19 protein-coding genes and 1 pseudogene are annotated in these 22546 nt (G+C 66.8%); 14 read left to right on the top strand and 6 right to left on the bottom strand.

All coding sequences use genetic code 11. From position 1 onward, the window contains the following. The first annotated feature begins 21 nt into the window (after positions 1-21). Both G6N54_RS19460 and G6N54_RS19465 read left to right on the top strand, forming a co-directional pair. On the top strand, positions 22-669 hold the full coding sequence (locus tag G6N54_RS19460) for a TetR/AcrR family transcriptional regulator (protein ID WP_163791499.1): 648 nt from the start codon (positions 22-24) through the stop codon (positions 667-669). 50 nt (positions 670-719) lie between these two features. Next, positions 720-2276 carry a phytoene desaturase family protein gene (locus tag G6N54_RS19465; protein WP_163791500.1) on the top strand — a complete coding sequence of 519 codons (1557 nt, stop codon included), beginning with the start codon at positions 720-722 and terminating at the stop codon, positions 2274-2276. On the opposite strand, the gene G6N54_RS19470 is transcribed toward G6N54_RS19465, so the two are convergent. Genes G6N54_RS19470 through G6N54_RS19480 form a run of 3 tightly spaced genes read right to left on the bottom strand, consistent with a single transcriptional unit; the run spans position 2273 to position 4951 of the window. Next, on the bottom strand, positions 2273-2599 hold the full coding sequence (locus G6N54_RS19470; RefSeq protein WP_163791501.1) for a hypothetical protein: 327 nt from the start codon (positions 2597-2599) through the stop codon (positions 2273-2275). The two genes, G6N54_RS19465 and G6N54_RS19470, sit on opposite strands and share 4 nt — an antisense overlap. Next, a complete protein-coding gene (locus G6N54_RS19475; protein WP_163791502.1) occupies positions 2596-4146 on the bottom strand; it encodes an MBL fold metallo-hydrolase in 1551 nt (516 codons plus the stop codon). Before G6N54_RS19475 ends, G6N54_RS19470 begins: the two co-directional genes overlap by 4 nt. Positions 4147-4183: 37 nt before the next feature. Further along, positions 4184-4951, bottom strand: a complete 768-nt coding sequence (locus G6N54_RS19480) for a phosphotransferase (RefSeq protein WP_163791503.1) — start codon at positions 4949-4951, stop codon at positions 4184-4186. A gap of 59 nt (positions 4952-5010) precedes the next feature. Here G6N54_RS19480 and G6N54_RS19485 point away from each other — a divergent pair, with 59 nt between their 5' ends. The 7 genes and pseudogenes from G6N54_RS19485 (at position 5011) to G6N54_RS19515 (ending at position 10645) form a co-directional block, all read left to right on the top strand. Further along, entirely contained in the window at positions 5011-5778 is a 768-nt protein-coding gene (locus G6N54_RS19485; RefSeq protein ID WP_163791504.1) for a lysophospholipid acyltransferase family protein, read from the top strand. A gap of 6 nt (positions 5779-5784) precedes the next feature. Next, on the top strand, positions 5785-6534 hold the full coding sequence (locus G6N54_RS19490; RefSeq protein WP_163791505.1) for a lysophospholipid acyltransferase family protein: 750 nt from the start codon (positions 5785-5787) through the stop codon (positions 6532-6534). 21 nt (positions 6535-6555) lie between these two features. Further along, on the top strand, positions 6556-7341 hold the full coding sequence (locus tag G6N54_RS19495) for a lysophospholipid acyltransferase family protein (RefSeq protein WP_163791506.1): 786 nt from the start codon (positions 6556-6558) through the stop codon (positions 7339-7341). Between the two features lie 45 nt (positions 7342-7386). Then, positions 7387-8214, top strand: a complete 828-nt coding sequence (locus G6N54_RS19500; RefSeq protein WP_163791507.1) for an HAD family hydrolase — start codon at positions 7387-7389, stop codon at positions 8212-8214. A gap of 147 nt (positions 8215-8361) precedes the next feature. Then, a complete protein-coding gene (locus tag G6N54_RS19505) occupies positions 8362-8979 on the top strand; it encodes a hypothetical protein (RefSeq protein WP_232072894.1) in 618 nt (205 codons plus the stop codon). After that, positions 8976-10142 (top strand): annotated as a pseudogene (locus G6N54_RS19510) (glutathionylspermidine synthase family protein). The gene G6N54_RS19505 and the pseudogene G6N54_RS19510 overlap by 4 nt, the downstream one beginning before the upstream one ends. A 32-nt stretch (positions 10143-10174) precedes the next feature. Next, positions 10175-10645, top strand: a complete 471-nt coding sequence (locus G6N54_RS19515) for a DUF350 domain-containing protein (RefSeq protein WP_163791508.1) — start codon at positions 10175-10177, stop codon at positions 10643-10645. Positions 10646-10657: 12 nt separating this feature from the next. Here the strand turns inward: G6N54_RS19515 and G6N54_RS30680 are convergent, their stop codons facing one another. From G6N54_RS30680 to G6N54_RS19535, 3 genes are all read right to left on the bottom strand, one after another. Continuing rightward, positions 10658-12574 (bottom strand): spermine/spermidine synthase domain-containing protein, encoded by a 1917-nt coding sequence (locus G6N54_RS30680; RefSeq protein ID WP_232072895.1) that lies wholly within the window; start codon positions 12572-12574, stop codon positions 10658-10660. Between the two features lie 43 nt (positions 12575-12617). Continuing rightward, the gene (locus G6N54_RS19530; RefSeq protein ID WP_179969092.1) at positions 12618-14276 is read right to left on the bottom strand and encodes an LGFP repeat-containing protein; all 1659 of its coding nucleotides are present in this window, start codon (positions 14274-14276) and stop codon (positions 12618-12620) included. A 140-nt stretch (positions 14277-14416) separates the two neighbouring features. After that, positions 14417-15367: a PirG gene (locus G6N54_RS19535; RefSeq protein ID WP_179969093.1), complete on the bottom strand. Its 951-nt coding sequence runs from the start codon at positions 15365-15367 to the stop codon at positions 14417-14419. A 252-nt stretch (positions 15368-15619) separates the two neighbouring features. Here G6N54_RS19535 and glf point away from each other — a divergent pair, with 252 nt between their 5' ends. The 5 genes from glf (at position 15620) to aftB (ending at position 22239) form a co-directional block, all read left to right on the top strand. Beyond that, on the top strand, positions 15620-16822 hold the full coding sequence (gene glf, locus G6N54_RS19540; RefSeq protein WP_163791509.1) for a UDP-galactopyranose mutase: 1203 nt from the start codon (positions 15620-15622) through the stop codon (positions 16820-16822). Positions 16823-16901: 79 nt separating this feature from the next. Beyond that, complete coding sequence (locus G6N54_RS19545; protein ID WP_163791510.1) at positions 16902-18815, top strand: glycosyltransferase; 1914 nt, start codon at positions 16902-16904, stop codon at positions 18813-18815. Next, the gene (locus G6N54_RS19550) at positions 18808-19338 is read left to right on the top strand and encodes a phosphatase PAP2 family protein (protein WP_179969094.1); all 531 of its coding nucleotides are present in this window, start codon (positions 18808-18810) and stop codon (positions 19336-19338) included. Before G6N54_RS19545 ends, G6N54_RS19550 begins: the two co-directional genes overlap by 8 nt. A gap of 11 nt (positions 19339-19349) precedes the next feature. Then, positions 19350-20261 (top strand): decaprenyl-phosphate phosphoribosyltransferase, encoded by a 912-nt coding sequence (locus tag G6N54_RS19555; protein ID WP_163791511.1) that lies wholly within the window; start codon positions 19350-19352, stop codon positions 20259-20261. Beyond that, a complete protein-coding gene (aftB, locus tag G6N54_RS19560) occupies positions 20248-22239 on the top strand; it encodes a terminal beta-(1->2)-arabinofuranosyltransferase (RefSeq protein WP_269475858.1) in 1992 nt (663 codons plus the stop codon). Before G6N54_RS19555 ends, aftB begins: the two co-directional genes overlap by 14 nt. Positions 22240-22546 lie beyond the last annotated feature (307 nt).

A 22546-nucleotide genomic window follows, 5' to 3' on the forward strand; every position in this document is an offset into this window, starting at 1 on the left:
ATGTCTTGGTACCTTACTGCCATGGTCCGGCCCGCCCAGACGGCACGCAGCGAACGCACACGCGAGGCGTTACGCCAGGCTGCGGTGGTTCGATTCCTGGCCCAGGGCGTGGAAGACACCTCGGCCGAGCAGATCGCGGCCGACGCCGGGGTATCGCTGCGGACGTTCTATCGCCACTTCACCTCGAAGCACGACCTGCTGTTCGCGGACTACACCGGACTGCACTGGTTTCGTGCGGCCCTGGATGACAGGCCGGCCGACGAGCCGATCATCGATTCGGTGCAGGCCTCGATCTTCTCGTTCCCGTACGACGTGGACGCGGTCACCAAAATCGCCGCCCTGCGCCAAGACGAACTCGACCCCGGGCGCATTGTCCGCCACATTCGGGAAGTGCAGGCCGACTTCGCCGATGCCATTGGGGCGCAATTGCTACGGCGCGGCCAGCAGGCCGACGGCGCCGGGCGCCGGACGGTGGATCAACAGGTGCGCACGGCGGTGACCGCACGATGCATTGCCGCCGCGGTGTTCGGCGCGATGGAGGTCTGGATGGAGAGTGACGACCGGTCGCTGGGCGAACTCGCCCGGTTGTGCCATGCGGCGCTCGAGTCGCTGCGCGTGGGGATCACCGACTCCTGGGTCACGGCGACCGCCGCGCAAGTGTCGTCATAATTGACAAAACTTTGCGGTCGTGCGAGCCTCCTTTCCGGACGGCAAAGGACATGACTGGTTATGACGCGATAGTTATCGGTGCCGGGCATAACGGGCTGACCGCGGCCGTGCTGCTGCAGAAGGCGGGACTGCGCACGCTGTGCTTGGACCCCAAGCTCTATGCGGGCGGCATGGCGTCCACCGTCGAGCTGTTCGACGGGTACCAATTCGAGATCGCCGGCTCGGTGTTTTTCCCGACATCGTCGGTGGTGGTCCGCGAGCTGGGCCTGGACACCATGCCGACGATCGACTTGGACGTGATGTCGGTGGCGGTGCGCGGAGTCGGTGACGATCCGCTGATTCAATACAGCGATCCGATCAAGCTGTTCACCCACCTCAACGAGGTGCACGGAGCGGAAGCCGTCAACGGGATGGCGGGGCTGATGGGATGGGCCCAGGCACCGACCCGCGCGTTGGGCCGGTTCGAAGCCGGGATGCCGCCCAAGAGCATCGACGAGATGTATGCCTGTGCCACAAATGAATTCGAACGCTCGGCGATCGACGACATGTTGTTCGGCTCGGTCACCGACGTGTTGGACCGTTATCTGCCCGACCGCGAGAAGTTCGGCGCGATCCGCGGCTCGATGACGGTGCTGGCCGTCAACACGCTCTACCGCGGCCCGTCCACGCCGGGCAGCGCGGCGGCGCTGGCGTTCGGGCTCGGGGTTCCCGACGGCGACACCATGCAGATGAAGAAGCTGCGCGGTGGCATCGGCGCGCTCACCGCGCATCTGCGCGAGGTCCTGGAGAACCACGGCGGCGAGCTTCGGTTGCGCACCAAGGTGACCGACATTCTCGTCGCCGACGGGCAGGTGACCGGCATGCGCACCGAGGCGGGGGAGACGTTGAACGCTCCGATCGTGGTCTCGGGCATCGCGCCCGACGTCACGCTCAACGAGATGATCGATCCCGCTGCGCTGCCCGCCGATATCCGGGAACGCTATGCGCGCATCGACCACCGCGGCAGTTACTTGCAGATGCACTTCGCCCTGGACGAGGCGCCCGAATTCGCCGCGCCGTACGAGGTGCTCAATCAGCCGGCCATGCAGGCCTCGATCGGCCTGTTCTGCACACCCGAGGAAGTGCAGCAGCAGTGGGAGGACGCCCGGCGCGGCATTGTTCCGGCCGATCCGACGGTCGTGTTGCAGATCCCGTCGCAGAACGACCCGGACCTCGCACCCGAGGGCAAGCATGCCGCCTCGGCCTTCGCGCTGTTCTTCCCGATCGAGGGCGACGTGGATTACGGGCAGGCGAAGGTGGAGATGGGTCAGCGGGTCATCGACAAGATCACCCGGCTCGCACCGAATTTCGAGCGCAGCATCATCCGGCACACCACCTTCACACCGCGGCACATGGGTGTGATGTTCGGCGCCCCCGGCGGCGACTACTGCCACGGCCTGTTGAACGCCAACCAGATCGGCCCCAACCGACCCGGACCGAAAGGCTTTCTCGGTCAACCAATCCCGATCAAGGGGCTGTACTTGGGCAGTGCGGGTTGCCACGGCGGACCGGGCATCACCTTCACCCCGGGCTACAGCGCCGCCCGGGCGGCGCTCGAGGACCGCTAGCGGGCCAGTAGCGCGTCGAGCAGGGCGACGAATTCGTCCGGGCGCGCTGGGGTGAACGCGGGGCTCGGCCGGGTTCCCGGAACGTCCAGGGTGATCAGCGTCGACCGTAGTGGCCGGCGGATATCCAGCGGCAGCCAGTGGCGCGGGTCCGGTCCGCCCCAGAAGGTGAACCGGGCCACAAGCCAGCCCAACGATTGCGCCTTGTAGCCCCGGATCGCGTCCAGCGCGATGATCTTCGACGTGCCCTCGGGAAAATGGTAGCGCCGCAACGTGATCGCGGCTCGATCCAGCTGCACCAGGCCGTCGTCGTAGCTGTCGGTCATGCTCGGCGGCTGCGCAGTTCGTGACCGCGGGTGGTCAGGCAGCGACCGTTTTCCAGGCGCCACTGCCAGCCATGCAGATTACAGGTCAGCGTGTCGCCCTCGACCACACCAAATTTCGACAGGTCGGCTTTGAGATGGGGACAGCGACGCTGAATCTCCCAGCCGTCGAGCATGATCGACGCCGAGTCGTCGTGAGTTTCGGCGAACCAGCCGTCGGCGTAGGCGATCCGCTCGTCGGTCAGGCACTTGAAGAACGTGTACAGGTATTCGTTGTAGCCGCCGACCCGCCACGCGCGAAAACGCGTGGACAAGAAGATAGTGTTGACCCAATCCGGTTCGTTGTCGCGCAACACGGTACGCACCAGCTGCGGCTCGATCGCAAATCCGTAACGGACCTTCTCATGAGGAATACGTTCGCGCACAACGCGTTTCGGGAAGTCGAGGATCACGGTCTCGGGACCGATCACCAGCTCGACGGGATAGCCGATGCCGTCGCAGATTTCGTCGCTCTGCAGCATGATCGGCTCGAAGAGCGCGCGCAGCGGTTCCAGCAGCGGCTCGCCGGCCGCGGATGCCCAGCCGGCCCGCTCGGCGGCCAATACCGGGGCCATCCGCTCGGCGTAGTCGGCGATGTAGGCCGCCTTGCCGGTGGTGAAGATGGCCGCCACGTCATCGTCGGGTAGTGGATGCTGCAGCGAATTCAAGGACGTGCCAGTGAAATCGGCGACCGAGCCGGGAATCATCAGCAGGCCGCGATCGTGCCCGTGGCGGCGCATCTGGTCCAGGAACACCATCTGGTCGGGGAAGATGTTGGCCGGGTCGCCGTGGTCGTCGTTGAGGTGACGCAACTCGGGGTCCAGAAAACACGGCGGTCCCGCGGACGGCACCACCCAGGAAGCGTCCACCTGTGCGATGTACTGGCGGGCCCGGTCCATTCCGCGTTGCCGCTTCTGGGTGCCGAACGACTCCTTGGCGCGGGCCGGCATGTCGTAGACCATCGGGTACCAGATCGCGCCGGAGTACTGCAGCAGGTGCACATCGATGTGGCCGAACTCGGTTGCCAGCATGTCCAAGTCGACCGGCCGGGCATCGTTCATGTTGAAAATCGTTGTTGTGCCGTCGGATACGACGAGGGCCGAATCACCGATCGGGCCGTCGGCGGGTGCCCGCAGCGAGATCACCATCACGTCAAGGTCGCCCTTGGACCCGCTGACTCGGTGCTTGATCGAGTCAGCGGTTTCGAAAAACCGGTGAAAACCTAACTTCTCCAATTCATTTCGCAGATCCGGGACCGGGAAGTCGGGCAGCAGCACCACCGCGTCCTTGTTGACGTGATCGCGCAGGTGGTTCGCGTCGAAGTGGTCCTTGTGCAGGTGGGAGACGTACAAATAATCGCAGTCGCCCAGCGCATCCCAGTCCAGGGCGGTGTTGTCCGGGAACGGGAACCACGACGCGAAGTAGGCCGGATTGACCCAGGGGTCGCACAGAATGCTGCCCGCCTGGGTCTGGATCAGAAATCCGGCGTGGCCGACGCTCGTGACCTGCACAAATGCCTTTCGAATGGGTTATGGAATCGTGACGAGTTTAGCGTGAGGTCGCAGCCCAGGTGGGACCCGAGGTTGGATCGGGGGCCTGCCACAGCCGCCGGTAGTAGTCGATGCGCGCCGCGTCCGGTTCGACGCCGTAGCCGGTGAAGAACTCGGTCTCCCAATTCCGGCCGGGATAGTTCCAGCCCAGCGAGAGTGTCGCCACCGCCAGGTCGGCCCACCGGTCGGCCACCCCGAGGTCGCCGAAGTCGACGTGCCCGCAACAACGCCCGTCGTCGTCGATCAGCGTGTTGGGCGCGCACGCGTCGCCGTGACAGACCACCAGACGGTCGACCGGCGGGGGCTCGCCGACCCGCGACCGAGCAGCCGGTGACAGCGCGGCCAGCCGGCTCGTCGCCGACCAGTCGAAAGGGCATGTCGCGGTCGGCAATCCGTCGTGCAGTTGGCGCAACCCCGCGCCGAGCGCCGCCACCGCCACCTCCGGGACCGCCAGCCACCGGGGGTGCACCGCCGATAGGCCCGGCAGCCCGCGGGTGTGCAGCCAGGCGCGGTCACCGTCGACCCCGAATCCGAGCACGCGTGGGACCGTCACATATCGGGCCGCCCAGCGCAGCCGCCGCGCTTCGGCGCGGAAGTCGGTGCCGCCCGCGTCGGCCATCTTGACGAATTCCCGAGCGGAGTCGTCCGAACCCAGCCGGAAGGTCACCCCGCCGTCCTCGTTGACCCAGACCGCCCGAACGGGCCGACCGCCGGCGAAGCGGTCGACGATAGCGGGCACCGGCGGCGGCGACGGCGGGAAGGTCACGCGCACCTCTTTTCACCACTTCAGGCGGCTCACGGCCGCGACCACTAGGCTGGGAAGCTGTGGAACCGGTATACGGCACTGCGATCCTGCTTGCACGCACGATCTGGCGCCTGCAGGGCCTGAAGATCAGCGTCTCGGGCGTCGAGCACCTACCGACCAGCGGCGGCGCGGTCATCGCGATCAATCACACCGGCTACCTCGACTTCACCTTCGCTGGTCTGCCCGCGTACAAGCAGGGCCTCGGTCGCAAGGTGCGCTTCATGGCCAAACAAGAGGTGTTCGACGACAAGATCACCGGTCCGATCATGCGCAGCCTGCGGCACATCCCGGTAGATCGGCAGGACGGAGCCGCATCCTACGAAGCGGCCGTCCGGAACCTCAAGGACGGCGAGCTGGTCGGCGTCTACCCCGAAGCGACGATCAGCCGCAGTTTCGAGATCAAGGAGTGCAAGAGCGGGGCGGCACGGATGGCCGTGGAGGCCGGGGTGCCGATCGTTCCGCACATCGTCTGGGGTGCACAACGGATCTGGACCAAGGGCCATCCCAAGAAGCTGCTACGTCCGAAGGTGCCGATCATGGTGCTGGTCGGTGAGCCGATCGAACCGACACTGGGGGTGCCGGAATTGCGGGGGCTGCTGCACTCGCGGATGCAGCATTTGCTGGAACGGGCGCAGGAACAGTACGGACCGCACCCGGCCGGTGAGTTCTGGGTGCCGCGCCGACGGGGTGGCGGCGCCCCCTCATTGGCCGAGGCCGCGCGCCTCGACGCCGAAGAGGCGGCCGCACGGGCAGCACGGCGGGCTGAGGCCGCGGGGGCGCCGGAGTAGCTGCCGATGCCGGAGCCGACCTATCGCACGTTGGAGATCTTGTCCCAGTTGGGAGTCTTCGCCACGGGCACCAGGATCAGCTACCGCGGGGTCGAGAACATTCCGCGGCGTGGGGGCGCGGTCGTCGCCATCAATCACACCAGCTACGTCGACTGGCTCCCGGCAGGTCTGGCCATGCGTCGCCGTCGCCGCCGGCTGCGATTCATGATCAAGGCCGAGATGCAGCAGGTGAGGGTGGTCAACTTCCTGATCAAGCGCACCGGCACCATTGCGGTGGACCGAAACGCCGGGTCCGGTGCCTACGCGGTGGCCGTGCAGCGGCTGCGCGAGGGCGAGCTGGTCGGGGTGTATCCGGAGGCGACCATCAGCCGCAGCTTCGAGCTCAAGGGGTTCAAGACGGGCGCCGCCCGGATGGCTCTCGAAGCGGGCGTGCCGATCGTCCCCGTCATCGTCTGGGGTGCGCAGCGGATCTGGACCAAGGACCACCCGCGAAGCATCGGCCGCTACCACGTGCCGATCACCGTGCAGGTGGGCTCGCCGTTGCGCGCCGGCGACGACATCGCGCGGACCGACGCCGCGCTGCGGGAGGCCATGACCAAGTTGCTGTACGAGGCGCAGCGGCAGTATCCGCACCCGGTCGGGGAGTACTGGGTGCCGAACCGGCTGGGCGGCGCAGCGCCGACGATGGCCGAGGCGGCGCGCATCGAGGCCGACGAGGCCGCGGCGCGGGCAGCCAATCGCACTCCGCGCCAGTAGCCTTAGAGCGAAGGAGACGACATGGCTGAGGGGTTCTACCGGTTCGGGGAGCTGATCGTTCCCCCGCTGGTCGCGATGAACGGGACCAAGTTCACGTTCCACGGGCTCGAGAACATTCCGCAACGCGGCGGCGCGCTGATCGCGCAAAACCACACCAGTTACCTGGACTGGCTTCCGTCGTTGTTCGCCGCGCGGGAACGGGGCCGGCGGATGTACTTCATGATCAAGGCCGAGATGGCCGACGTGAAGGCCGTCGACTACGTGATCAAGCACGCCAGGCTCATTCCGGTGGACCGCCGCAATGGGCACGACGCGTTGGCGCTGGCGGTGCAGCGACTGCGTGCCGGCGAACTGATCGGCATGCACCCCGAGGCCACGATCAGCCGCAGTTTCGAACTCAGGGAGTTCAAGACCGGGGCCGCGCGGATGGCGCTGGACGCGCAGGTGCCGCTCGTCCCGCTGGTTGTCTGGGGCGCTCACCGGATCTGGCCCAAGGATCATCCAAAGAAATTGTTCCGCAACAAGATTCCGATCACGGTGTCGGCCGGGCCGCCGATTCCGCCGCACGGCTCCGTCGAGCAACTCAACGCGGCGCTACGCCAGGCGCTCAACGCGTTGCTCTACCGGGTGCAGGAGGAGTATCCGCACCCGGAGGGCGAGTTCTGGGTGCCGCAGCGCCTCGGCGGCGGCGCACCGAACCGCGATGACTCCCAGCAGATCCGGCTGGTGGAACTGCAGCAGCGCGCCCAGAAGTACGGGACCGACGGGGTGACGCGGCCGGGCGACATGCAAAGCGGACGGCATTGACAACGGCGACCGGCTGGACGGGCGGATCGCCTGAGTGAGAGCTCAATGACGGCGCCGACTTCGCGGCCGGCGCTCATCGCGTGCGATGTCGACGGCACGTTGTTCGACGACAACGAAACGATCACACCGCGTACTCGTGACGCGGTGTGCGCCGCCGTCGCCGCCGGCGCGAAATTCATTGTGGCAACCGGCCGGCCGCCCCGATGGATACGTCCCATCGTGGAGGAGCTGGGGTTCGCGCCGATGGCGGTGTGCGCCAATGGCGCCGTCATCTACGACCCCGCCAACGACCGGGTGGTGTCGACGCGCACGCTGCCCGTCGACACCCTCGCGGAGTTGGCCGAGCTCGCGACCCGCGTGATTCCGGGTGCCGGTCTGGCGGTGGAGCGGATCGGCCGAAGCGCCCACGACACGGCGACTCCACAGTTCGTCAGCTCGCCCGGCTATGCGCACGCGTGGCTGAACCCGGACAACACCGAGGTGTCGATCGAAGACCTGCTCAGCTCGCCGGCGATCAAACTGTTGATCCGCAAGTCGGGTGCCCGCAGCGCGGACATGGCTGCCGAACTCGCCAAGCACGTCGGCATCGAGGGAGACATCACCTACTCCACCAACAACGGGCTGGTCGAGATCGTGCCGCTGGGGGTCAGCAAGGCCACCGGCATCGCCGAGATTGCCAGGCCGCTGGAGATCGTCAGCGGCGAAGTGGTGGCGTTCGGTGACATGCCCAACGACCTGCCGATGCTGCAGTGGGCCGGACATGGCGTGGCCATGGGCAACGCGCATCCCGAGGTGCTGGCGGTCGCCAACGAGGTCACCGCGCGCAACAGCGACGACGGGGTGGGGCGCGTGCTGGAACGTTGGTGGGACTAGCCGGTGTCGTCCTCTGCCGTAGGCGTAGCAAATGTGGCAGACTGCGCGCGTGCCCGCCTTTCGGCCCGTTGCCCCTCGTCAGGTGTTCGCTTGGCCGCAGGTCGACGGCGCCGCCGGCGGTGATTTGTCCGGTTCGGAGGACCGGTAGTGGCGTCGGAAGAAGAGCCGCCGAAGGGCAGCGAGGAGAAGCCCGAACCTCTCAGCGAGAGCACTGACGCCGACCAGCCCGTGGATGAGGACGGGAAATTCTCGTCCGGCGGCAGCATCGAGTTCCAGGACGCGGCGACGACCAAGCCGCGCCCGCCCACACCCGCCGAAGTGCGGGCGCGCAACAAATACGAGAAGAAGCAGAAGGAACTCGAGGAGGCACGGCTGGCGGCCGAGGCAAAGCGGCGCCACCAGAAACGCGTCTTGATGGGCGCCGCTGCCGCCGTCGGCGTGGTGGGCGTGGTGGCCGGCCTCGGCTACTGGGCGTTGTCGGAACCGACCGTCACCGCCCAGTGCGTCCAGGAGGACCCGAACGGTCAGCCGGTCATCGTGCCGGACAGCTACTGCACCGGCCACACCGAGGGACTCAACGGCTTCTTCTTCTACGGCGGCCACCAGTATCACTACTACTACGGCAGCTCCGGGTCGGTGGGTTCGCGCCCGATCGGCGGCTCGACCACCGCGCCCAAGGGCGCCAACATCACCACCAAGTCGGGATCCAGCATTTCGCGCGGCGGACTGGGCGGCTCGTCCCCCGGGAAGAGCAGCGGCTCGTGAAGCGCGCCAGGCACAAGCCGCGACCGAATTGGCAGTCGACCGTGGAATCGCAAGGCCTGGTGTACGGGACGCCCGCACGTGACGCCAGGGGGCGCGACCGGCCGTACTGGGACGAGTCGGTCCACTACGAGTTCGAGATGGACGAGATCCTGGCACTGGAAGCCGATGTCGAACTGTTGCATTCGATGTGCCTGAGCGCCGTCGAGCAGGTCGTTCTGATGGAACGGTACGCCGAATTCGGTCTGCCGGAATGGAGTTGGCAGCCTATCGCCGAATCGTGGCGGCGCTGCGATCCCCATGTGTACGGTCGCTTCGACTTACGCTACGACGGCCGACGGCCGGCGGTGTTGCTCGAGTACAACGCCGATACGCCGACGACGCTACTGGAAGCCGCGATCCTGCAATGGTATTGGCTCAAGGACTGCTTCCCCGGTGACGACCAGTGGAACTCATTGCATGAACAGCTCGTCGACCGCTGGAAGCAGCTGCGGGATCTGCTGCCCAGCGACGAGCTGCACCTGAGTTGGTCGGGCGTGTAGGCCACCGGCGAGGACCAGATCACCACCACCTACATGCAGGAGGCCGCCGCGGAGGCGGGCTTTCAGACCATCGGGCTGACGATCGAGGACCTCGGCTGGGACTCCGCCCTGGAGCGATTCGTCGATCTCGAAGAGTCCCAGATTCACGCCGTCTTCAAGCTCTACCCGTGGGAATGGGTGCTCGACGACGAGTTCGGCAAGCACGTGGTGTCCAGCCTGCCGCAGACGGCGTGGATCGAACCGCTGTGGAAAACGTTGTTGTCCAACAAGGCAATTCTGGGCATCTTGTGGGAGATGTATCCGGGTCACCCCAACCTGTTGCCTGCCTACATCGACGATCCGCACGAGCTGACCGAGTATGTCCGTAAGCCCAAGCTAGGGCGCGAAGGCGCGAACATCACCGTCGTGGGCGCCGGCATCCAGACCGCCACCGGCGGCGTCTACGGCGAAGAGGGATACGTCTATCAGCTGCTGGACCCGCTGCCGGAGTTCGACGACATGCGTCCCGCCCTGGGCGCGTGGATCGTCGGCGATACAGCGGCCGGTCTCGGCATCCGCGAGACGGCGGGACTGATCACCGACGACGGCGCGGCCTTTGTCCCACACCGGATTCCCCAGAAGTGAACTTCTGAGCAAGTGAACGGAGTTGATCACCGATGACGACAAACATCGTGGCACTGAATTCGGGCTATTGGGACCACGGTTATTGGGCGGTGCTCGGCCGCGGTGCGGGCGCCATCATCTTGTACGCGATCGTCGGCCTGGTGCTGATGCTGGTCGGGTTCTATGCCATCGACCTGACCACACCGGGGCCGCTGCGCAAAATGGTCAACGTCGGAAAGCCGAACGCGATCATCGTGTCCGCCGCGGGCATGGTGAGCATGGCGCTGATCGTGGTGCTGGCGATCTACTCGTCGTCCGGAAAGCTGGCCGAAGGGCAGGTGGGATCGGCGGTCTTCGGGTTGGTGGGCATCATCGCCCAGGTGGTGATGATGCGGATCGCCACCATGGTGATCGGCCTCGACATGGATAACTTGTTCAACTCCGACGAATTCAACTACGAGGCGCTGATGGTCGCCGCCGCGCAGGTGGCGCTCGGCATCGTGGTGGCGGTCGCGATCCTCTGACTTAGCGCCGAATCACCGGGGCCGCAGGCTTTTTGGTGGCACAGTGGCTGCGGTCAGCGTGTCCGCGTCGATAGTTTGAGGGCGGTACGGCAGCGATGGCAGGCGCGCCGACATCGTTGCGGCAGGGTCGTCGCAGGCCTCGCTCAGCCCGCACAGAAACGCCCATTCGTGTTCGTCACTGCCGAAATAGACGACAGTTGTGAACGTTTCGTGAAACCGTTGCCATGCCGAGCGCAGGGATTCGTTGCGCCACAATGTGGGGCAGCCGGCCTGGGCGACGACCACACGACCGATATCTCGGCACCGTCGCAGAAAGTCGGTGCCGTAGAGCCGGTTGTGCTGGACGGGCTCGATGCGCTCGTCGGGAAGATCGATCACCACGATGTCGTAGGGCGTGGCGGCGCGCTCCACGAATTCCCAGCCGTCGCGGTAGTGCATGGCGACGGGCCCGGATCCTGTTTCCGCCCGGCGGAGTTCGTCCTGCGTGTAGCCGTAGGGCAGGTGACGCGCGCACAGCCGCACGGCCTCGCGATCGATGTCGACGTGGTCGACATGCGTGGCCCCTGAAGCGACCGCCTGCTGGCTCACCACGCCCTCGCCCGAGCCGATGACGAGCACCCGTTGGGCCTCGCCGGCCAGCAGCAGCGCCGGCACCAGCAGCGCCTCGTGATAGACGAGCTGGCTGAACTCGGTGCTCTGACGTTCGCCGTCGCTGAACAACGACAAGCCCTGCTGGGTGCGGCCGATCACCAGGTTCTGGAACTCGGTGTCGACATCGCAGACGACCTCGGACAGCTCCCAGATCCGTGTCAGACCTGGCGCCAGCGGCTCGGCGATCTCCCATCGGTTGTCCGACGGTTCATTGAAATACGTTGGCAACGAGGGAAACCCATTAAAACCTACCGCCGCATAGCTCGCGGTGTAGGCGCCCGTGTCGGCGATCTCGACCCGGTCGCCCGGACTCAGGGTGACCGGTAGCGGATAGCATTGGTAAAGCACGTCGTCGCCGTCGCACGTCGGACCCGCGACGACCGCATCGTCGATGGGATCGCCGTCCCGGTCGGTCGTAAGCCGGTACCGGATGTACTCGTTCTCCGTCTCGGCGAGACCGCTGTAGCGGCCGATGTCGAGGTACACCCAGCGCCGCGCGTCGGTGCCGGTGCGCACCGCGACCACCTCGCAGCTGATCGTGCCCGCCGAACCGGCGATCGCCCGGCCGGGCTCGACGGCCAGCTGCGGCGGGTGTGCGCCGAAGTGGCGGGCCAGTGCCGTGGCGATGGCCTCGGCGATGACGTCGAGATCCGGCGCGGCGACCGCGTACGCCAGCGGGTACCCGCCACCGGCGTTGAGCGTGGTGAGTTCACCGATCTCGTCGAAAATCGGAGCAGCACAACGTATTCCCAGCTCCCATGCCGCCGGGTCGAGTTGCTGCGAGCCGACGTGAAAGCTCACACCCTCGGCGTGCAGTCCCAGCCGCTGGGCGTGCCGCAGTAATCCCGCGGCGGCTTCCGGCGCGCAACCGAACTTGTGCCCGAACGGCGTCACCGACGCCGGAAAGTCCGGTGCGATACGGCATTCCACCGCCGCGCCCGGCGCGTGCTCGGCGATGGCGCCAACTCCCTGTTCGGTGTCGAACGCGAACCGGCGCACCCCGCGGGCATAGGCCCGGGCGATGTCGGCCGCCTTCTTGACGGTGTTCCCGAACGTCATCAGGCTGCCGTCGATCCCGGCGGACCTGCAGGTGTCGACCTCGCCGACCGATGCGACGTCGAACGCGGAGCCCTCCGCCGTCAGCAGGCGCAGGATAGGTTCGGCGGGGTTCGCTTTCACTGCGTATCGGATCTGCGCCTGGGGGAATGCGGTGCGCAGCGCCCGGAAGTTCTGGCGCACCCGACCGAGATCGATGCTCAGATAGGGCGTCTCGGGCACAGGTCGCAGACTAGTAGGCCGGGCGCCACGGGCGGGCCTCGGACTAGGCGTCCGGGTGCGTCGGGATCGAGAAGTGTTCCGGCGGGACGGCCGGGGCGCTGGGTGCCTGTCCCGAGAGCTGGGTGGTGATCCCGTCGAGGATTTCGGTGACGTCGCCGGTGAGGCGGTTGTAGTTCAGCGTTCCGTGCTGGAAGTTCTGCGTGATCTGCAGCGGCTCTTGGATTTCGGCACTGGTCGGCAGGCCCAGCGGGCCGCGTTCGTAGCTTTGCGCGGCCCAGGCGTCATAGATCGCGCCGGTGACGGGTTGCGCTCCGGTCGCGGGCGACCAGTACATCGCGCCCTTGGCGAAGGTGGAGTAGCGGGCGTCGCCGTCGGCGTTGTCCTCCGGCGAGGTCGGGGCGCCCAGCACGCTGTTCATGCCGCCCAGCTCCTGCCAGTGTTGGTAGATCGCGCCGCCCTGCAGCGCCTTGATCAACTCCTCGGGAGGGTCGTTGAAATGGGATGCGACATCCCGGATTTCGTCCATCAGCGCGTAGGCGGCGTTGCCGGGGCAGTCGGTGTTGCCGACGTCGCGGTGCGTGAAGATGGTCGGCAGCGTCGCGAACGCGCCGGCCGGATACGTGGTGTAGTGGCTGCCCGCGGACTCCAATGTCACCGTGCCCTTGGGGTCGACGCCGTCGAGGCCCAGGCGCCAACCCAGCAGCCGCCCGACGGAGCGAAGCTGCAGCGGCGTCGGCGGTACGTCATCGAAGTTGCCGATCATCGCGACACCCCAGGTGTTGCGGTTGAATCCGCCGGTGTGGAAGCCCTCGACCGCCTTGGTCATGCCCCCGGCGCTGCCCTCGAATACCTGGCCGTACTTGTCTACCAGCGCGTTGTAGGCGATGTCGCACCAGCCCAGCGTCTTGGCGTGGTAGGTGTAGATCGCCTTGACTATGCCCGCCGATTCCAGCGGTGAGTAGTCGTTGCTGCCGGCGGTGTGGTGGATGACGGCCGCCCGAATCCCGTTGTCGTATTGCGGACTACCGCACCGCAGCGACTCGTCGGCGCCCCACTGCTCGCGGCTGATGATCGGCGGCGCCTGGCCCGGCATCAGGACCCCGGCCGGCGGCGTCCACTGTGTTTTGGCCGGCGCCTGCGGTGGGGAGATCAGGATCGCAGAGATGTTCTGCCCGAACGGCTGTTCCCTGGAGGCGGGCCGGTAACCGAGATCGTTGACCGGTGGCGGGGGTGGTGCCCCCACGGTCACCGCGGCGTCGAGCGGGCGGGTCACCGCGATCTGCACGGTCGTCGTGGTGCCGACGAACACCGGATCGGTGCTGCGGGGTCCCTCGGTCGGCCCGGATGCCGGGGCCGATTCGCCGGCCGGCGGGCCGTTGTCGGGCGCCGCGGTCTCGTACTCGGTCTGATACCACGGACCCCACGAACCGTCCGCGCGTCTCGCCCGCACCCGGGTCGAGGTACCGGCCAGGTCACCGGTGAGCGCGACCAGAGAAAACGGCATCTCCTGGGTGACTTCGCGTACCGTGACGCCGCCTCCGAGCCCGACCAGCGGCTGCTCGGTGAGCTTGGTGTCGCGCGCCGGCGGCGCGCCGGCATGAGTGCGGTGGTCGCGGGTTAGGTCCGCGACCGCCGAGACCAGGACAACCGTGGCCGCGATGGCGGTAAGCAACATCGTGGGCGCACGGCGGCGAGACGACACCAGCTGATGTTACGTGTGTTTCTGGTGTTATTAATGAGGCGACACGTATTTCCAGGCGTCCAAAACCGGGCCTGAACTGTTCGACGGCACCGCAGAGGAGTGACTCTGCGGTGCCGTCAGGTGACAGGACCCCCGAAGTTCTAGACGGGAGGCAGCGCCGGAGGAAGCGCTGCCGCCGCACCCGGCAGGGCACCGGCCGCACCGGGCAGCGCCGCAGCCGCACCCGGCAGGGCGTGGGCCGCGCCTGGTAGCGCCGCCGCCGCACCGGGCAGGGCGCCGGCCGCACCCGGAAGAGCGCCGGCCGCGCCCGGCAGGGCACCCGCGCCGCCCTGAGCCTGCATGATGGCCGGCATCACCAGACCCTTGAGCAGGTCGATGGCCTGACCAGCGCCGAGCTGGTTGGCGGCCTGCATTACGTCGTTGACGAGTCCGCCACCGCCGCTGCTGCCGCTGCCGCCACCGCCGATCGGCGAACCGCCACCCAGCGTCGACGGGTCGCCCAGGATCGGGTAGGTGCCGTCGACGCCTGGGTCCATCGGTGCGCTGATCGGGACCTCGCCGGGGGCGCCCAGGCCACCGGGAGTCAGGCCGGCCGGGCTGGTCAGCCCGGGATTGGCCAGCGCGGGGTTTAGCCCCGCGCCCGGCATTGTCGGCATGCCGGGAGTGGTCGGCGTCCCGGGCACGCCGGGCGTCAGTGCGCCGGGTGCGGCACCCGGCGTCAGACCCGGGCTGGTCAGACCGGGGCTCGTCAGGCCCGGGCTCGTCAGGCCCGTGGTACCCAAGCCGGGAGTGCCCAGGCCGGGGCTGGTCAGACCGGTGGTCCCCAGGCCCGTCGTCCCGGTGCCCGCGCCGCCAAGCGCGGGAATCGGCGGCAGGTTGACCCCGAACTGGGACAGGCCTTGGGTGAGTGCACCCACGAGCTCGCCGGGCAGGTCGGTCATGACCGCTGCCTGCTTGAAATCGTGGTGCTCGACCGGCTTGGCGCTGGCGGTCGATTCGTAGACAAGGAAGTAAGCGCACGGACTCGCCACTGCCAGGGCGGCGACCGCGCTGATGGCTGTCGAGAGCTTGCGACGGCGTCGGTTCGGCACGGAAGTCTCCTCAATTGATCGATTGTGTCGGCGGATCCCGCCAGTCCGTATCCGGTGGGAACCACACAGGTTCGATGGTACGAGTGAGAAAGGCGTTACTAGAGTGGTGATATTGAATCGTGAGGTTATTGCGACCCTGGGCGTTACGTGCGATTCGGATCACTGCAAACCAGTCTTCACGTGCTCGAACCCCAACTCGTCAGCCTCGCCAAATGGGGTTACGGCCGTCGGGTCAGATACCCTAAGCAACCGATGACCGCTCGTTTTGACCTCCTCATCGTCGGATCCGGATTCTTCGGCCTCACCATCGCCGAACGTGTGGCCAGCCAACTCGGAAAGCGTGTGCTTGTCGTCGAGCGACGCCCGCACATCGGTGGCAATGCCTATTCCGAAGCGGAGCCGCAGACCGGCATCGAGGTACACAAATACGGCGCCCACCTGTTCCACACCTCCAACAAGAGGGTCTGGGATTACCTGCGCCAGTTCACCGAATTCACCAACTACCAGCACCGGGTGTTCGCGATGCACAACGGGCAGGCCTACCAGTTCCCGATGGGGTTGGGCCTGGTGTCGCAGTTCTTCGGCAAGTACTTCACCCCCGAACAGGCCCGGCAGCTGATCGCCGAGCAGGCCGCCGAGATCGACACCGCCGACGCGCAGAACCTCGAGGAAAAGGCCATCTCGCTGATCGGCCGGCCGCTCTACGAGGCCTTCGTCAAGGGCTACACCGCCAAGCAGTGGCAGACCGATCCAAGGGAACTGCCAGCGGCCAACATCACCCGGCTTCCGGTGCGCTACACGTTCGACAACCGCTACTTCAACGACACCTACGAGGGCCTGCCGCTCGACGGCTACACGGCGTGGCTGGAGAACATGGCCGCCGACGATCGCATCGAGGTCCGCCTGGAGACCGATTGGTTCGACGTCCGCGATCAGCTGCGCGCCGAGAGCCCCGACGCCCCGGTCGTCTACACCGGACCGCTGGATCGCTACTTCGACTATGCCGAGGGCCGGCTCGGCTGGCGGACCCTGGACTTCGAGCTCGAGGTGCTACCCGTCGGCGACTTCCAGGGCACGCCGGTGATGAACTACAACGATCCCGACGTCCCGTACACCCGCATCCACGAATTCCGGCACTTCCACGTCGAGCGCGATTACCCGACCGACAAGACCGTGATCATGCGGGAGTACTCCCGGTTCGCCGCCGCCAACGACGAGCCCTACTATCCGATTAATACCGAGGCCGATCGCGCCCTGTTGGCCGCTTATCGGGGGAGGGCGAAGTCCGAGACCGCTGCTTCGAAGGTGCTTTTCGGCGGGCGGCTGGGCACCTATCAGTATTTGGATATGCACATGGCGATTGCCAGCGCACTGAACATGTACGACAACATCCTCGCGCCGCACCTGCGCGACGGCAAAGCCCTGGTCGACGAAGCGGAAGGCGCGCGCGGATGACTGCCGCGACGATGCAGTGGGGGTATTCCCGGCCCCGCAGCGGCGAGGGGGACGAAGCGATGAAGAGGAGTGGCGCCTGATGACCGCCGTGAGCTTGCTGTCCCGAATCATCTTGCCGCGCCCGGGTGAACCGCTCGACGTGCGCAAGCTGTACCTCGAGGAGTCGACCACCAATGCCCGGCGGGCGCACGCGACCAGCCGCACCTCGCTGGAGATCGGCAAAGAATCCGAGGTCTCGTTCGCCACGTACTTCAACGCGTTCCCGGCCAGTTACTGGCGCCGCTGGTCGATCTGCACCTCGGTGGTGCTGCGCGTCGAGCTGACCGGAACCGGACGCGTCGACGTATACCGGACCAAGGCCACCGGGGTACGGATCTCGGTGGAGGGCCGCGAATTCGTCGGCACCGACGAGCAGCCGGCCGTCGTCGAGATCGAGGTGCCGCTCAAGTCGTTCGAGGACGGCGGGTGGATCTGGTTCGACATCACCACCGACACCGCGGTCGGCTTGGTCAGCGGTGGCTGGTACGCGACCGAACCCGCTCCGGGCACGGCCAACATCGCGGTCGGTATCCCGACCTTCAACCGCCCCGCCGACTGCGTCAACGCGCTGGCCGACCTCACCGCGGACCCCTTGGTGGACAAGGTCATTGGCGCGGTGATCGTTCCGGATCAGGGCACCCGCAAGGTGCGCGATCACCCGGACTTCGCGGCGGCGTCCGCGGGTCTGGGCAATCGGCTCTCCATCCACGACCAGCCGAACCTCGGCGGTTCCGGTGGCTACAGCCGGGTGATGTACGAGGCGTTGAAAAACACTGACTGCCAACAGATCCTGTTTATGGACGACGACATCCGCATCGAGCTGGACACAATCCTGCGGGTGCTCGCGCTGAACCGCTTCGCCAAGACGCCGACGCTGATCGGCGGTCAGATGCTCAACCTGCAGGAGCCGTCGCACCTGCACATTATGGGCGAGGTCGTCAATCAGTCGAACTTCATGTGGACCGCCGCGCCGCACGCCGAGTACGACCACGACTTCGCCGAATTCCCGTTGGGGGACAAGAACGATCGCAGCGCGCTACTGCACCGTCGAATCGACGTCGACTTCAACGGCTGGTGGACGTGCATGATCCCGCGGCAGGTCGCCGAGGAGCTAGGCCAACCGCTGCCGCTGTTCATCAAATGGGACGACGCCGAATACGGTCTCCGCGCCGGGGATCACGGCTACCCGACGGTCACGCTGCCGGGCGCCGCGATCTGGCACATGGCGTGGAGTGACAAGGACGACGCGATCGACTGGCAGGCCTATTTCCACCTGCGCAACCGGCTCGTGGTCGCCGCTCTGCACTGGGACGGCGACATAACCGGCCTGGTCCGTAGCCACCTCAAGGCGACGCTGAAACACCTTGCGTGCCTTGAATATTCAACGGTCGCGATCCAGAACAGGGCGATCGACGACTTCCTGGCCGGTCCGGAGCACATCTTCTCGATCCTGGAATCGGGACTCCCCGAGGTGCACCGGCTGCGCAAGGAGTACCCGGACGCCATCGTGCTGCCCGCCGCCAGCGAGCTGCCGGCGCCGCAGAACAAGACCAAGGCGATGAAGCCACCGGTGAACCCGGTGTCCATCAGCTACCGGCTGATCCGCGGCATCTTGCACAACGCGACCGCGGCCGACCCGGAAAGCCACCGGCGTCCCGAGTTCAACGTGCCGACCCAGGATGCGCGCTGGTTCCGGCTGTGCACCGTCGACGGTGTCACGGTCACCACCGCCGACGGTTGCGGCGTGGTTTACCGGCAGCGCGATCGGCGCAAGATGTTCCGGCTGCTGCTGCAGTCGCTGCGTCGCCAGCGTCAGCTGCTGAGCCGGTTCGACGAGATGCGCCGGGTGTACCGGGGCGCGCTGCCGGTGCTGTCCAGCAAGCAGAAGTGGGAGACGGTGCTGTCCCCCGCAAGCGGGAGGTGCCCCCAGCCGGAAGCAAGCCAACATGGCTGAACCGGCGGTGCCAAGCGGCGAAGTAGCCGTGATGGTTGCCGTTCAGTCGGCACTGGCTGACCGCCCCGGGGTGTTGGCCGCCGCGCGCGGAATGTCTCACTTCGGCGAGCACAGCGTCGGCTGGCTGATCGTCGAACTGCTGGGCGCCCTGTTAAAGGAGCGGCGCCGCGGGGAATGGCTGGTGGCCGCGGCCGGCACGTTCGCCGCGCACGCGGCCGCCGTGCTGATCAAGCGGGTGGTGCGACGCAAACGCCCGCACGATCCGGCCGTCACGGTCAACGTCGGCACCCCCAGCCAGCTGAGCTTCCCGTCCGCGCATGCGACCTCCACGACGGCCGCGGCCATCCTGATGGGCCGCGCCGCCGGACTGCCTCGAGGAATAAGCGCCGCCGTGCTGGTTCCGCCGATGGCGCTGTCGCGGATACTGCTGGGCGTGCACTATCCCAGCGATGTTGCTTTCGGCGTGGCGCTCGGCGCCGCGGTTGCGCGCCTTGCACTCTGGCTCGATAGAAAGTCGAGATAGGTGTGGCGGAAATGAGCGAAGAGGTGGCGACCGGAAAACCTCCGGCGAACCTGATCACCGGGTTGATCAAGGCCGTGCGCCCGCGTCAATGGGTGAAGAATGTGCTCGTGCTGGCCGCGCCGGTCGCGGCGGCGGGACACGGGGTCCGGTACGACTACGCCGATGTGCTGACCAAGGCCTCCGTGGCCTTCCTGGTGTTCAGCTTGGCGGCGTCGGCGATCTACCTGATCAACGACGTCCGCGACGTCGAGGCTGACCGGGAGCACCCCACCAAGAGGTTCCGGCCGATCGCGGCCGGTGTGGTGCCCGAATGGCTGGCCTACGCGCTGGCCGTGGTGCTGGGTGCGGCCTCGCTGGGGATTTCCTTCTGGCTGACGCCGAACCTCGCGGTGGTGATGGGCGTCTACCTCGCGATGCAGCTGGCGTACTGCTTCGGCCTGAAACACCAAGCGGTGCTGGACATCTGCATCGTGTCGTCGGCGTATCTGCTGCGGGCGATAGCCGGGGGCGCGGCCACCGATATCCCGCTGTCCCAGTGGTTCCTGCTGATCATGGCGTTCGGGTCGCTGTTCATGGCGGCCGGCAAACGCTACGCCGAGCTGCAATTGGCCGAGCGCACCGGCGCGGCGATCCGCAAGTCGCTGGAAAGCTACACCAGCACCTACCTTCGGTTCGTCTGGACGATGTCGGCGACGGCCTTCGTGATGTGTTACGGGTTGTGGGCATTCGAGCGGGACCGCGGTTCGGGCTCCTGGTACGCGGTCTCGATGGTTCCGTTAACCATCGCGGTGCTGCGCTATGCCGTCGACGTCGACGGCGGACTGGCCGGCGAGCCCGAAGAAATTGCGCTGCGTGACCGGGTGTTGCAGCTGCTGTTCCTGGCGTGGATCGCAACAGTTGGTGCCGCCGTTGCCTTCGGCTAGCCCTGGTCTGGAGGCGCTCAAGCGCTTCAACGGCACGGTGATGCGCCGCCGGCCCAGAGTGGGTCGGCGTCGCCGGTCGCTGTTCCCCTACGACCCGGTGGTTCGGGTCAGCCTGTGGGTGAGCGTGGCGGTGATCGCCGTGCTCTTCGGCTGGGGTGCATGGGAGCGGCGCTGGATCGCCGACGACGGGCTGATCGTGCTGCGCACGGTGCGCAATCTGCTGGCCGGTAACGGACCGGTCTTCAACCAGGGCGAGCGGGTCGAGGCGAACACGTCCACGGCATGGACCTACCTGATGTACATCGGAAGCTGGGTCGGCGGTCCGGTGCGCATGGAGTACGTGGCGCTGGCGCTCGCGCTGGTGCTGTCGGTGTCGGGCGTGGCGCTGCTGATCCTGGGTGCCGGTCGTCTCTATGCACCCAGCCTGCGAGGACGCCGGGCGATCATGCTGCCGGCCGGGGCGCTGGTCTACATCGCGCTGCCGCCGGCGCGCGACTTCGCCACCTCCGGGCTGGAGAGCGGACTGACGCTGGCCTATCTGGGGTTGCTGTGGTGGATGATGGTCCGCTGGTCGCAGCCGCTGCGGAACCGGCCGGACAGCGACGTGTTCTTGGGCGTCCTGGCCTTCGTCGCCGGGATCAGCGTGTTGGTGCGGCCCGAGCTGGCGCTGATGGGTGGCCTGGCCCTGATCATGATGCTGATCGCGGCCCGGACCTGGCGCCGTCGGGTGCTGATCGTGGCGGCCGGCGGCTTCCTTCCCGTGGCCTACCAGATCTTCCGGATGGGCTATTACGGCTTGCTGGTGCCGGGGACGGCTCTGGCCAAGGACGCCGCTGGTGACAAGTGGTCCCAGGGCATGATTTACCTCTCGAACTTCGTCTCGCCCTACGCGGTGTGGCTACCGGTGCTGCTGCTGGTCCCGCTGGGGCTGCTGCTGATGGCGGTGCGGCGGCGGCCGTCGTTCTTGCGCCCGATGCCCGCGCCCAACTACGGGCGGCTGGCGCGTGCGGTGCAAAGCCCGCCGGCCGTGGTGGCTTTCGTCCTCGTGAGCGGGCTGCTGCAGGCCCTGTACTGGACCCGGCAGGGCGGCGATTTCATGCATGCGCGAGTGCTGCTCGCGCCGCTTTTCTGTTTGCTGGCCCCGGTCGCCGTGATCCCGATACTGATCCCCGACGGGGAGGACTTTTCCCGCGAAACGGGTTATTGGCTGGCCGGCGCCGCCGGCCTGCTGTGGCTCGGTATTGCGGGCTGGTCGCTGTGGGCAGCAAACTCGCCGGGGCTGGGTTACGACGCCACCCACGTCACGTACAGCGGCATTGTCGACGAACGCCGTTTCTACGCCCAGGCGACCGGCCACGCGCACCCGCTGACCGCCGCCGATTACCTCGATTATCCGAGGATGGCGGCGGTGCTGGCGGCGCTGGACAACACCCCGGACGGGGCGTTGTTGCTGCCATCGGGAAACTACATTCAGTGGGACATCGTGCCCCAGCTGCAGCCGCCACCGCCGGCCCCGGGCAGCAAACCACCGCAAAAGCCGCAACATGCAGTGTTTTTCACGAACCTGGGGATGCTGGGCATGAATGTCGGGCTCGATGTCCGGGTGATCGACCCGATCGGGTTGGCGAACCCGCTCGCCCAGCACACGCAGCGCCTGACGCACGGCCGGATCGGCCATGACAAAAACCTGTTCCCGGATTGGGTGATCGCCGACGGCCCGTGGGTGAAGGTGTATCCGGGCATTCCGGGCTACCTCGATGCAAACTGGGTCGCCCAGGCGGTCGCGGCGCTGCAGTGTCCCGAGACCAAGGCGGTGCTGGCTTCGGTGCGTGCCCCGATGTCGCTGCACCGGTTTGTCTCAAACTTCTTGCATGCCTTCGAATTCACCGCGTACCGGATCGACCGGGTCCCGCTCTACGAGCTCGCCAGGTGCGGCCTACCGGTGCCGGACGCGTCCCCACCGCCGCCCCGTGAGTGAATATTGCGCGGAGAAATCTCACACATCTCGAACCCATGACAATTTTCCAGGACCGGATCTATACAGCAAATTCGCATTTGCACCGTCACCAGTAGGCGTTCACCGCCCGGCACATGCGGAAATGCGATTTTCCGTCACCGAATTCGGGCCGAAATTCCCACGAAATCGCCGCCCGGGCCGGGTTTGCGGAGCGTCCTCGATGAGAGCCCGCGCGGGTTCGTGTGGTTCACTACAGGAGCACTGCTGCGCCAGGCGTATGCAGTACGACCCCAATCAACGACGCGCCCTGCTGAAGGACGCGCCGAAA

The organism is Mycobacterium stomatepiae (assembly GCF_010731715.1).
GTDB classification, from domain to species: Bacteria; Actinomycetota; Actinomycetes; order Mycobacteriales; family Mycobacteriaceae; genus Mycobacterium; species Mycobacterium stomatepiae.

Coding starts and splice junctions, on each gene's coding strand:
- G6N54_RS19460 (WP_163791499.1), top strand. CDS start 22: ATGGTCCGGCCCGCCCAGACGGCACGCAGCGAACGCACACGCGAGGCG.
- G6N54_RS19465 (WP_163791500.1), top strand. CDS start 720: ATGACTGGTTATGACGCGATAGTTATCGGTGCCGGGCATAACGGGCTG.
- G6N54_RS19470 (WP_163791501.1), bottom strand. CDS start 2,599: ATGACCGACAGCTACGACGACGGCCTGGTGCAGCTGGATCGAGCCGCG.
- G6N54_RS19490 (WP_163791505.1), top strand. CDS start 5,785: ATGCCGGAGCCGACCTATCGCACGTTGGAGATCTTGTCCCAGTTGGGA.
- G6N54_RS19495 (WP_163791506.1), top strand. CDS start 6,556: ATGGCTGAGGGGTTCTACCGGTTCGGGGAGCTGATCGTTCCCCCGCTG.
- G6N54_RS19500 (WP_163791507.1), top strand. CDS start 7,387: ATGACGGCGCCGACTTCGCGGCCGGCGCTCATCGCGTGCGATGTCGAC.
- G6N54_RS19515 (WP_163791508.1), top strand. CDS start 10,175: ATGACGACAAACATCGTGGCACTGAATTCGGGCTATTGGGACCACGGT.
- glf (WP_163791509.1), top strand. CDS start 15,620: ATGACCGCTCGTTTTGACCTCCTCATCGTCGGATCCGGATTCTTCGGC.
- G6N54_RS19545 (WP_163791510.1), top strand. CDS start 16,902: ATGACCGCCGTGAGCTTGCTGTCCCGAATCATCTTGCCGCGCCCGGGT.
- G6N54_RS19550 (WP_179969094.1), top strand. CDS start 18,808: ATGGCTGAACCGGCGGTGCCAAGCGGCGAAGTAGCCGTGATGGTTGCC.
- G6N54_RS19555 (WP_163791511.1), top strand. CDS start 19,350: ATGAGCGAAGAGGTGGCGACCGGAAAACCTCCGGCGAACCTGATCACC.